Annotated in this window: 13 protein-coding genes and 1 tRNA gene; 3 read left to right on the forward strand and 11 right to left on the reverse strand. The window is 65.2% G+C overall.

What is annotated here, in order from left to right; translation table 11 throughout:
• The 6 genes from NZ849_RS03325 to lspA form a co-directional block, all read right to left on the reverse strand.
• On the reverse strand, positions 1-205 hold a 205-nt coding region (locus NZ849_RS03325; protein ID WP_295404160.1), incomplete at its 3' end, for a deoxyribodipyrimidine photo-lyase.
• Positions 206-264: 59 nt separating this feature from the next.
• Positions 265-1,026: an NAD(P)/FAD-dependent oxidoreductase gene (locus NZ849_RS03330; protein WP_295386633.1), complete on the reverse strand. Its 762-nt coding sequence runs from the start codon at positions 1,024-1,026 to the stop codon at positions 265-267.
• Between the two features lie 6 nt (positions 1,027-1,032).
• Positions 1,033-1,566 carry an FAD-dependent oxidoreductase gene (locus NZ849_RS03335; protein ID WP_295386471.1) on the reverse strand — a complete coding sequence of 178 codons (534 nt, stop codon included), beginning with the start codon at positions 1,564-1,566 and terminating at the stop codon, positions 1,033-1,035.
• 268 nt (positions 1,567-1,834) lie between these two features.
• On the reverse strand, positions 1,835-2,911 hold the full coding sequence (locus NZ849_RS03340) for an enolase C-terminal domain-like protein (protein ID WP_295404162.1): 1,077 nt from the start codon (positions 2,909-2,911) through the stop codon (positions 1,835-1,837).
• A 1-nt stretch (position 2,912) separates the two neighbouring features.
• Positions 2,913-3,662, reverse strand: a complete 750-nt coding sequence (locus NZ849_RS03345; protein WP_295404164.1) for a hypothetical protein — start codon at positions 3,660-3,662, stop codon at positions 2,913-2,915.
• Between the two features lie 21 nt (positions 3,663-3,683).
• Positions 3,684-4,172, reverse strand: a complete 489-nt coding sequence (lspA, locus tag NZ849_RS03350; protein ID WP_295386462.1) for a signal peptidase II — start codon at positions 4,170-4,172, stop codon at positions 3,684-3,686.
• Between the two features lie 96 nt (positions 4,173-4,268).
• Between lspA and NZ849_RS03355 the strand changes: the two genes are divergently transcribed.
• Together NZ849_RS03355 and NZ849_RS03360 are read left to right on the forward strand one after the other, a co-directional pair.
• Positions 4,269-4,565, forward strand: coding sequence for a L28 family ribosomal protein (locus tag NZ849_RS03355; RefSeq protein ID WP_295386460.1), 297 nt, complete (start codon positions 4,269-4,271; stop codon positions 4,563-4,565).
• A 59-nt stretch (positions 4,566-4,624) separates the two neighbouring features.
• Positions 4,625-5,335, forward strand: a complete 711-nt coding sequence (locus NZ849_RS03360; protein WP_295404166.1) for a M23 family metallopeptidase — start codon at positions 4,625-4,627, stop codon at positions 5,333-5,335.
• Positions 5,336-5,370: 35 nt separating this feature from the next.
• Here the strand turns inward: NZ849_RS03360 and NZ849_RS03365 are convergent.
• The 5 genes from NZ849_RS03365 to NZ849_RS03385 all read right to left on the reverse strand — a co-directional run bounded on the left by NZ849_RS03365 (position 5,371) and on the right by NZ849_RS03385 (position 9,670).
• Positions 5,371-5,447: transfer RNA gene (locus NZ849_RS03365), tRNA-Ile, on the reverse strand.
• A gap of 36 nt (positions 5,448-5,483) precedes the next feature.
• On the reverse strand, positions 5,484-5,987 hold the full coding sequence (locus NZ849_RS03370) for a DNA cytosine methyltransferase (RefSeq protein ID WP_295386455.1): 504 nt from the start codon (positions 5,985-5,987) through the stop codon (positions 5,484-5,486).
• Positions 5,988-6,024: 37 nt separating this feature from the next.
• Complete coding sequence (locus tag NZ849_RS03375; protein ID WP_295404168.1) at positions 6,025-6,762, reverse strand: ABC transporter ATP-binding protein; 738 nt, start codon at positions 6,760-6,762, stop codon at positions 6,025-6,027.
• Positions 6,763-6,774: 12 nt separating this feature from the next.
• Positions 6,775-8,091: a S41 family peptidase gene (locus NZ849_RS03380; protein WP_295386630.1), complete on the reverse strand. Its 1,317-nt coding sequence runs from the start codon at positions 8,089-8,091 to the stop codon at positions 6,775-6,777.
• Between the two features lie 67 nt (positions 8,092-8,158).
• Positions 8,159-9,670: an O-antigen ligase family protein gene (locus tag NZ849_RS03385; RefSeq protein ID WP_295404170.1), complete on the reverse strand. Its 1,512-nt coding sequence runs from the start codon at positions 9,668-9,670 to the stop codon at positions 8,159-8,161.
• A 146-nt stretch (positions 9,671-9,816) separates the two neighbouring features.
• On the opposite strand from NZ849_RS03385, the gene NZ849_RS03390 reads away from it, so the two are divergent.
• On the forward strand, positions 9,817-10,518 hold a 702-nt coding region (locus tag NZ849_RS03390), incomplete at its 3' end, for a hypothetical protein (RefSeq protein WP_295404173.1).

Raw genomic sequence — 10,518 nt, forward strand, 5'->3', positions numbered from 1 at the left:
CCAGGAGCACCCCGCCCCGCTTTTGGTAGGCCTCCCGCAGGGCCCTGGCGTTCTGGTAAAACCAGGCCCGCCGCCTGGGGGTGGTGGCCTCCAGGATCTTGGGGTCAAGGACCACCACCCCCAGGGTTGGGCCTTTTTGCAGGGCCTGCAGAAGGGCTGGGTTGTCGTGCAAGCGCAGGTCGGCGCGGTGCCAAACCAGATTCACGGGGCCATGATGCCCCAAGCCAGCAAGGAGGAGTTGGGGGTGGCCTACAGGCCAGGGGCCTACGCTGCGGGCTGGCCTTCTTGGGGCGGCTTCAACCCCCAAGGCCTGTGGGTGGCCTCCAGGTAAGTGCTGCGGATGACCTCCTGGGCAGCCCGTCGGCCGCTGGCGTAGGCCCCGTGTACCGTGGCCGCCCAGGCGTTGGGAGCGGTGTGCTCTCCGGCGAAGAAGAGCCGGTTGCCCAAAGGCTCGGCCAGCACCCGGCGAGCCTCGGAAGCGCCCACCCGGGCCATGCTGTAGGCCCCTAGGGTGTAGGGGTCGTCCCGCCAGTGGACCAAGCGGGCCCTACTCGGGGTGAGGCTGGGCTGGCCCAGGGCCTGCCGCAGGGCCTGCAGAGCCTCCCGCAGGGCCCTTTCCTCCGGTAGGGCCAAAAGCGCGCGGGCTCGCTCACCGGTGGCGAGGGCGGTCAGAACCTCTATTCCCCTGCTGGGGCCCAAAGGGTTGCCCCACCACTCCTCGAGAGAGGTCCCGGGTGCGTACAGCTCCACGATGCCAGGTGGAAAGACCGGTTGGTCAAAGCGGAAGAAGAGCTTGACCGCATCGGTCAACCCCAGCCGCTGCATGGCCTGTTGCTTTTCCTCGGGGAGTTCGGGAACAAAGCGCACCCCCCCGGCTTTGAGCACGCCCAGGGGCAAGGCCACCACCGCCCGGTCGGCCGGGTACACCCGCCCGTCGGTCGTAAGGGCTCGAACCCCCCACGGGCCCCACTCGAGCCGCTCTACCACCGCCCCCAGCCTTATATCCAGGCCGGCCGCAAGTTTTATCGCTAGTTAATCGTAGCCGTCAAGGAGGCGGTAGTCCCCCTCTTCGGCTGAGGGATCGCACAGGTACTCCCGCGCGGCCTTTGCGCTCAGGTACCTGGGGTGGTCGAAATCGGAGATGTATTCTTGGAGCTTGAACGGTATCTGTCGATCGCCTAAGCGCTTCAGGTAGGCTTCCAGCGACTCCTCCCCGGCCTCCGGCCAGTCTATCAGCCGAACGTTGTCGTAGCCCTGCGCCTGGGCGCCCACCTCAGCAACGGTGCGTAAAACACCATCCGGCAGGCGCACCAGGGTGTCGTCGCGCTGGTTGTAGTGAAAGGTGCGGAGGCCGAGCTTTTGGGCCAGGGAATAGGTGGGAACCCTGCTGCTGTGGATAAACTCTGCCCCCAGCTCAATGGGGACCTCGGCGAAGCTCCGGTCGGTGTGGATGCGCCCCCCGACGCGGTTTCGTGCCTCCAGTAGGATAACCTGATGGTTGGCCTTTCTGAGCTCTTGGGCTGCCGATAAGCCGGCAATGCCGGCGCCTATAACCAGGGTTTTCATGGGAAAAACCTCTTTCTACACTGCTTTGCCTTTCTCCCGAGAATTGTTTTGGATGCTCGGGCATCACCCTGCCGACTTGGCCGCACCACCGCTGCGGTGGCATACCGCAGGGTGGGGTTTCGTCGAGTTGCCTGTGGGTCGAGATGCCTTCTAGGCCATTCTCTACCGATTGCTCACCCCCTTTTTGGCTTGAGTTCCCCAGGCGGGGCAGCTTTGAGTGTAGCAGATGGCCTTTGGGGTGGGCTGGAGAATCACGCACAATTGCCCCTCAAAGGGCGTAGCGCTCGAAAGCCTCAGGGTCAAAGCGGCACCCCTTCAGGTCCTCCCAGTAGAGCCAGCCCTCCTTGAAGGGAGGAAAAGGGCAGAACCCCCCTTGGGCCTTGAGGTGGAAGGCCAGCTCACAGGGCTCGCTGACCCCCTTTTGGAAAGCCAGCAGGGCTGTCTGGTAGGCACCAAAGCTGGATAGGGCCTGGGAGCCTACCATGGCCCGCTTGCCCTCGCCCCTGGCCAAGGCTAGCATCTCCAGGCTCTGGGTGTAGCCGCTTCGAGCTGGCTTGATGTTGAGGATGTCAAAGGTCTCGAGCTGGATTTCCCTCCACAGGTCCTGCAGGGTGAAGGCCGAGTCGTCGGCGATGAGGGGCAGCAGGCCGAGCTGACGAAGCCGTCTTCGGGCCAGCACCTCGGCCACCGGAAGGGGCTCCTCCACGTACATCAGCCCCGCTTCGGCCCACCGCTGTAGGTAGGCCTCGGCGTTTTGGGGAGAGAGGGTTTCGTTGGCGTCGGCGTAGAGCTCGGCGTCGGGCAGTTGCTCCCGCAGGGCTGCGATGCGCGCCAGATCACCCTCCAGGTCGCGCCCCACCTTTACCTTAAACACCCGTACCCCCGCCTCGTAGGCAGCCCGGGCGTCCGCCAGCATCTCGGCCTCTTCGGCAATGCCCAAGATGTAGCTGACCCGCACTCGGGTGTGGTGCGGTTCTAGAACCTGCCACAGCTCCTGGCCCTCGCTCCTGGCCCAGGCCTCCCACAGGGCGATGTCCAGCCCTCCTTTGAGCGTGAGGTGGTTGGGGAACCCCTGCAGCACCCCCTGGATGGCCTCGGTGTCCTCCACGTCGATGCCCAGCAGCCTCGGGGTCAGGTACTCCAGGGCGGCCCGCACTGTGGCCGGGGTCTCCCCATAGATGGTGGGGCGAGGGGGAACCTCCGCCCGACCGACGGAGCCGTCGGAGAGCTCCACCTCCAGCAGGAGGTGCTCCAGGGCCCCCAGCTCCGAGGCCCGGCCCCAGCGCAGGGCCCCCCGCAGGGGCAAGCGGAAGGGCCGGAGGGTGATGCGGCGCAGGGTGGGCACCCTAGACCCCCCCTTCAATCCGCGCCACGAACGCCCGGATTAGCCGGGCTTCCTCCTCGAGGGAAAGCGCTTCGGTGTTCAGAAAAAGCGCTCTGGGGGAGCCTTCCAAGACCCTTCGGGCCCCCTCCGGGTCGTAGTTCTTTCGTTCCTCGGCCACAATTTTGAGTTTGGCGATAAGCTCCTCCCGGGGCACCGGCCAGCCCAGGGCTTCCTCCAGCTCGCCTGGGCTGAGCACCCCTTGGGCCAGCCTCTGCACCTGGGCCCGCTCGTCCTCGCCCAGGGCCACCCGGTCGAAGCGGTCGTCCCTCTGCAGAAGCCGGGCCAGCCGGGTTAGGTCGCGGGCTTCCAACACGATGAAGTAGCTCTTGGGAAGCTTTTCCAGAGCAAAGCCCACCTCCTCGGCTCCCCGCAGGCCGTCCAGGATGAGGGGCCAGGTGGGCCGAGCCCAGCTTTCCAGCAGGATCTCCGCAACCCCCCCTGGGTGCTCCTGCCGGAAGCGGCGGGTGAGGGCAAAGCGCTGGCCCCGGTCAAGCTGGGTGGCTGGGTTGTAGCCGTAGCGGGGAAGCACGTAGCGGTCCACGATTTCCCGGCGGTCGGGCAACGTGGGGTAGCCCAGGTGCTTTAGGAGGCTGGTCTTGCCTACCCCGGTCAGCCCTACCAAGATCAGCAGGGGCAGTTCGGGGAGGGGCCGGGCCCCTTTTGGGACGGCCTCGCCGGGAAGGAAGAGTTCGGCTTGGTGGGGCGCGCTCATCTTCGGAAAAGACCACACCTCCTAGTGGCGCTGCTTGCGCTGGGGTAGGAGAAGCAGGATGGCCCCCACCACCACGCAGGCGTCGGCCAGGTTCCAGATGGGGTAGTTGTCCAGGAAGGCTATGCCGGTGCGGTTGATGTCCACGTAGTCCACCACCCAGCCGCGGCCCAGCCGGTCTATGGCGTTCCCCAAGGCACCCGCGGCGATAAGGGAGAAGGCTACCTGGGGGAGCAGGCTGATCCGGCGGTGGTGCAGGCTCAGGTAGAGGAGGAGCCCAAACCCCACTGCCAGGCTAATCCAGACCAGGAGGCGTGCCCCTCCCTGGAAAAGGCCGAAGGCCGCTCCGCTGTTGGCTATGAAGGTCAGGTCAAAAACCCAAAAAAGAGGGCCGATGGGTATGGCCCCCATCCCGGGCTCAAAGGCCCTGGGCCCCACCGCCCAGAGCACGGCTAGCTTGATGGCCTGGTCGGCCACAAGGAGGGCGGGGACCAGCCAGGTGGCGATGTTCATCGCCGGAAGTCTAGCATGGGGGGGTGAGGATGTGCTATACTTGGCGGCGTTGCCCTTGCGCCGGGGGCCTCCCCCAGGCCGGCAGAGGAGCTTGTCATGTCGAGGATTTGCGAGATTAGCGGAAAGCGCCCCATTGTGGCCCGCAGCATCATCACCCGGGGCAAGGCCAAGCGGGAAGGTGGGGTGGGCAAGAAGGTTACCGGTTACAGCAAGCGCTGGCAGGAGCCCAACATCCGCAAGGTGACCGTGGTGGTGGCGGGCCAGCCCATCACCTTCCGGGTGGCGGTAAGCCACGTGCAGAAGGTCTACGAGCTGGTGGAGCGCTCCCGGGGCATGAACCTCGAGGGCCTCAGCGCCAAGCAGATCAAAGCTCGCCTGCTCAGCCTGCTTTAGGTTCTGGCGGACTTCCGGGGGCCGGCGAACCGGCCCCCGTTTTGCCCTAGAATAACCCCATGCCGATTAAGCCCGGCTGGATTTTGCTGGCCTTGGTCGCCTTCTTGGCCCTTTGGCAGGGCCTGCAGCTCTCCGGAGCACGCCGCCAGGTGGCCAGTCTTCAGGCCGAGGTGAACCGGCTGAAAGGGCAGCTCGAGCTGGGCCCCGAGGGGTTTACCCTGCCCCTGCCCGGGGCTTGCCTGCCCAAAAGCGACGCCAACCTGCCCGGGGCTCCCCGCCCCTACCGAAAAGGGGTTAGCCCAGGCTTCGTCTTTGTGGATGGGGATGCTTGCGTGCCGGTGCGCTACGGCATGGGGGTGGTGGCCGCGGCCGGGGGCGAGGTGGTCAAGGCCGAGGTTGACTACCGCGAGCTGAGCCGTTCGGAGTTTGAGGCCCTGCTCAGGTCGGTGGCGGGTGGGGCAACCCCGGCCCAGATGGACCGCCTGCGGGGGCGGGAGGTCTGGATCCGCCATGCCCAGGGCTTCACCACGGTTTACGCCCACCTTTCGGAGGTTGCCCCCGGGGTGCGGGTGGGGGCGCGGGTCCACAGGGGGCAGTGGATTGGCCGGGTGGGCAACAGCGGCACCGAGGCCGCCCTAAGGGGCCAGGAAGGGGCCCGGCTGCTGTTTGAGCTGTGGGACGGCGAGCCCGACAAGGACCGCTACTTCGGGCAGGGCCTGAGCCCCCAGGCGCTGCGGGCTCGAGCCCGGATAGAGTTCGGCCTGCCATAGCGAAGGCCCACCCTTTGGGGGTGGGCCTCCTTGGGTGGTGGGCCGTGCAGGACTCGAACCCGCGACCTGGCGATTATGAGTCGCTTGCTCTAACCGGCTGAGCTAACGGCCCAGGCAGGGATTAGTCTAGCGGGTTTGGGCTTTTTGCTCAACGCGGGGGAGGGTGCCGGTCCTGGCCGGTGAGCTGATCCTCCAGCTCCCCGATGTAGGCCGCTAGGGTATTTCCGGCCTTCTCTATGTCCTCCCGAAGCTCCTGCTCTGCCCGGTCTATGCGGGCTATCACCTCCTGCAGCCTGGCCTCGAGCCCGGCGGGGTTTTGCGCCTTCAGGGCCGCGAGCTCCCCCTCGAGCCACCTCCTGAGTTCGGAAAATCGGCTGGCCTCGGCATCGTCGGCCAGCTTGCGGGCTTGAAGGAGTTCGCGGGCATACCTTTTGACCTCCAGAAGTGCGGCGGCTTCCAGCCCCACCGTGTAGAGGAAGTACACCACCACCAAAGCTCCCATGATGCCGAGCATGAGGAGGCCAAAAGGCGCGGTGAACTCCGTGAAGAAGAGCGAGAGGGTTTTCCTCTCGCTAAAGACCGCCCAGTTGCGCCAGGTAAAGAGGCCCATCCCGGCGATGAGCAGCAATAAAAATACGTTTCGCCCCCGCATTCCCAAAGGATTATATTCCTTTCTCTCGGGGTTGGTCTCATGCGGGGGTGGCATCCTCGGTCAGCCGCAGGAAAAACTCCTCCAGGTCGGCGCTTTGGTGTTGGTGGAGAAGGGCCTTGGGAGGGCCTAGGGCAAGGAGCCGTCCCTTGTGCACCAGGGCTACCCGGTGGGCCACCTGCTCGGCTAGGTGGAGCTGGTGGGTGGCGTAGAGCACCGCCCGGCCCCCCTCGGGGTAGCTTCGGAGCAGCTCCCGGACCAGCCGGGTGGCGTAGGGGTCCAGGCCTACCATGGGCTCATCCAGAATCAAGGCCCTGGGGTTGTGCAACAGGGCCAGGGCCAAGGAGAGCTTCTGGCGCATTCCGTGGGAGTAGGTCTCAATGAGGGAGGAAGCAAAGCGCTCCAGCCGAAACTGCACCAGAAGGGCCTCAATGCGGGCCTCGGCCTCGCGGCGGGGCAGCCGGTAGACCCCGGCGGCAAAGCGGAGCAGCTCGAGGCCGGAGAGCTTCCCGTAGAGGTAGGGGCGGTCGGGAACGTAGCCAAACAGGGCCTTGGCCCGCACCGGCTCCTTCCAGACGTCCACTCCGTTGACCAAGGCCCGCCCCCGGCTGGGTCGGAGCAGCCCCACCAGGGCCTTCAGGGCGGTGCTCTTTCCCGCCCCGTTGGGGCCCAAAAGGGCCAGGGTCTCCCCGGGCCGCACCTCCAGGTTGAGGCCCTCCAGGGCCACAAAGCGGCCGTAGCGCTTGCTCAGGTCCTCGAGCCGGATAACGCTCTCCACAGCCGAACCGGGCTAGCGGAGCTCCTCCAGCGCCCGCCGCAGGATGGCGTCTTTGGCCAGGTCCACTTCGGCCTGGCCCCGCTCAGCGGGCAGCACAACGGCGGGGCGGGGCTGGCTGAAGCTGAACTTACCCTGGGCATCGGCCTTGGCAGTGAAGGTCTGGTTGCCAATGGTCAGGGTGACGGTTTCGCCCGGCTTGGCCCCGGTCCCTTCAAAGGCCACGGGAACCTCAAATCGGGTGTCTTTGACCTCGATGTCCGGTTTGATGCCCTGCTTGTTGATGGCCCGTCGCTTGGGGGTGAGCCACTCAAAGGTGACCAGGGTCAGGTCGCCCCCGTTGGCCAGGTCCACCACATTCTGCCCTACCCCCTTACCGAAGGAGGTCTCGCCGATGACCTTGGCCCGTCCGGTGTCCTGGATGGCTCCGGCCACAATCTCCGAGGCCGAAGCGGAGTTGCCGTTGATGAGGACCACCATCGGTCCGGCCCAGCCCACCTGGCCGGTGGCCTCGCAGTAGAGCCGGGTCTCGCTCCGGGTGCGCACGTAGACAATGGGTCCCTCGCGGATGAAGGCCCGGGCCACCTGGCAGCCTTGGTCCAGGAGCCCTCCGCTGTTGTCCCGCAGGTCAAGGACCAGCTTCTGCACACCCCGCTGCCGCATCTCGCTCAGGGCCGCATTGAGCTGGTCAATCACCCGCACATTGCCGAAGGTTTCCAGGGCGATGTAACCCACGTTGCCAGGCAGGATGGTGCGGGAGACGGAGATGATCTCCACCCGCTGGCGAATCATCTCGAAGCGCAGGATGGCGTTGGTGCCCTCGCGCCGTACCCCTACGGTGACCTTGGTGTTCTGGGGTCCCCGAATCTGGGCCACGATTTCGTCCAGCTCCAGCTTGGTCACATCCTGACCGTTGACCTCAACGATGATGTCCCCGGCCTTGATGCCTGCGTTGAAAGCCGGCAGTCCCCGGATGACCCCCTGCACCCGGGCCCCGCCTCCGTTCTCGTTGGGGGCCAGGGTAGCCCCAATGCCAAAGAACTCCCCCTGGATGTCCTGGCTGCGCAGGTTAGCCCGGCGGGGCGGGGAATAGCTGGTGAAGGGGTCGTCGAGGGCCCCCAGCATGCCCCGGATGCCTCCCTCCAGCACCCGGTTGAGCTGGTCGGGCTCGAGCCGGGTCAGGTACTGGGTTTGGAGGAGCTGGTAGGTCTGTAGAAGGGCCTGCCCGTTGGGGTTGCGGGCCAGCACGTCCGACCCACCCCCCGAGAGCTGGGCGTAGACCAAGGCCACAAGGATGCCACCGACCACAAAAATCCAAGCTCTGCGCTTCATGGCGTTGTCCACCTACGGGTAGTGTAGCAGCTCCGAATGAGAGATGTGTTCGCTGGCCCAGGGTTTTCTAGGGCCTGGAGCGGAGCTGGGCGAGCAGCCTCGGCGCCTCCGTTTGCCAGGCTTCGTAGGCGGGGGAGAGCAACCCGAAAAAGTTGCCCGCCTGGTAGACACGGAACCCCGGAGGGAAGTGGCTCAGGCCCATCTCGAGCGTGCGGATGGCGGCCTCTGGCTTGCCCCTGGCGGCCTGGAGGCGGGCGAGCTGCAGGTAGTATAGGGGGTTGGCCAGAGGAAAGGATTCCACAATCCGCTCCAAAAGCCGCTCCCGCTCAGCGGGGTTCGGGGCGTAGTCCAGCCAGGTGCGGTAGACCCAGAGGCTCTTGGGGTTCAGCTGGGCTGCCTCCCGTAGGAGGCTGGCCGCCTCCTGGGGTGGGCGCTGCTTCAGCTCGGCCAGGACCGCTGGGCGGTGGCCCAGGTGGCGCTGTAGGGCGCAGTCCCGGGCGCAGGGCGCGTACCACCAGGCGGCCAGGGCCAGCCCCAGGCCCAGGCCGAGGGCCTGAGGGGCCCGGGGGGGGAACCAGCTGGGCCCGGGGGCCTGGAGGGTTTGCGCATGGACCGCCCCCAGTAGGGCAAAGGCCAGCATCATCACGCTGGGGTACATGCCGGTGACGTCAAAGGCCAGGGTGGCCCACAGCCCGGCGGTGCCCAGGGCCCAGGGCCAGGCCGCCGAGCGCCAGCCTCTCCAGAGGATGAAGCCGAGCAGCCCCACCAGCAAGAAGAAGCGCGCCCAGCCCCCTGTGGCGGCTGTCTCGAGGTAGTAGTTGTGGGCGTTGCTGAAAAGAATCCCGGGGTACTGTTGGTAGGCGGCCAGGACATCCCGGAAGCTGCCGTTGCCCGTGCCCAGGGGGGCCTCCAGCGCCATGCCGAGCGTCTGCCGCCACATGAGCCAGCGGCTGCCGATGCTGCCCTCCTCTTGGGTGTCCTGGAGCTGCTTGGTCAGCGTGGCCTTCAGCCCGAGGGCGTTTTGGATGGGCGAGAAGGGGAGCGCGCTCTCCAAGGCGAGGACGGCCAGCGCCGCCGCGCCCAGCCCCACCCCGATCCGGCCCAGCCCCACCCCTTCGCGCCAAAGCCGCCAGACCAGCAGGGGTCCCATGAGCAGAAGGGGGAGGTAGACGGCTCGAGCCCCCGAGGCGAGCGCTGCAAAAAGGGCCGCCACCAGGAGCATCCCGCTTAGAAGGGGCCACCTCGAGCGGAACAACCAGAAGGCGGCCAGGGGAATGAGGGCAAGGGCCTGGGCCCCGCTTACATAGTGGATGGAGCCCGAGAAGTACATGACCAGCCCGGCCCAGGCCAAGCTCAGGGTGGTGAGGAGACCATAGCCCAGCAGGAACAGGTTGAGCCCCACCAGGCCGAGGAGCCATCCTCCCGCGGCAAAGGCCGCCAGGTACGCAAGCTCCCACAGCCCCAGCACCAGGGTGTTGCCCGGGGTCAGGCTCCAGAAGAGCGTGAGCAAACCCAAGCCCCACCAGCCCCATAGGGCCAGCGGAATTCTCTGGAGCAGAATGACTAAGGTTCCAATCACCAAACCTGCCAACCAGGGGGGTGCTGCATCGTAATGTGAGAAGGTTTTCTGCCACAACCAAAAAAGCGTTGCGAGTATGGCGAATGAGGCCAATACGGTGCGAATGTAACCGAGCTCGAGCACGGCATTATTGTAGAGTCCGAGTTATGACCAGTCTTGTTTTTTTGCAGCAATGGTGGTGGCCGATTTATTCCGCTATCTATGTGTTGTCGTTTCACCCTGCCTTTTTGGTGAACTCAGCAGCTGGTCTCGGCGATGCGCTCTCCGATGCCTATTTGGTGAGGGTATATGTCACGGTCTTTTTTTTGGGAGTCGGCTTTATCCTCGAATGGTCAGCGCATCCTGATTTGCGGCTTCGTGATGCTCGCTGTTTGCCGCGAGCGCTGCGCCAGCATCCAGCCGTTGCACTGGCTTTGCTATATGGGCTCTGGTCTTTGATGGCAGCTTTTTTTGCATTGGAACCGATAGAAGTGCTCACGGGTTCATTTTTTGGGAGTGGTGATGGTGCTTTTTTTACGTTATCTCTAGTTGGGGTTTTCGTGCTGGTGTATTTGCAAACGCTGCGTGATCCACGGCTTCCTCGGCGCTTGGCTTGGTCTATCGTGGTCTCGGGTGTTTTGATGGCTTTGCTCGCTAAAATCGAGGTTTTCGCCCGCCATGGAGTCTTCTATCCGGTCCCTTCCGAAAGCTTGCCGATGGTGACCTTCCCGCAAAAAGGGCATCTGGCAGGATTTTTTGTTTTGGTCGTCGGAATTTTGCTTGGTTTTTTTCGGCAATCAAACAGGGCCGCAGTGCCAGCTCTTTTGGTCGTAAGCATGGCATTGGGTATGACCTATAATCGGGCAGCT

The sequence above is a fragment of the Meiothermus sp. genome, assembly GCF_025060375.1.
Classification (GTDB): Bacteria; Deinococcota; Deinococci; order Deinococcales; family Thermaceae; genus Meiothermus.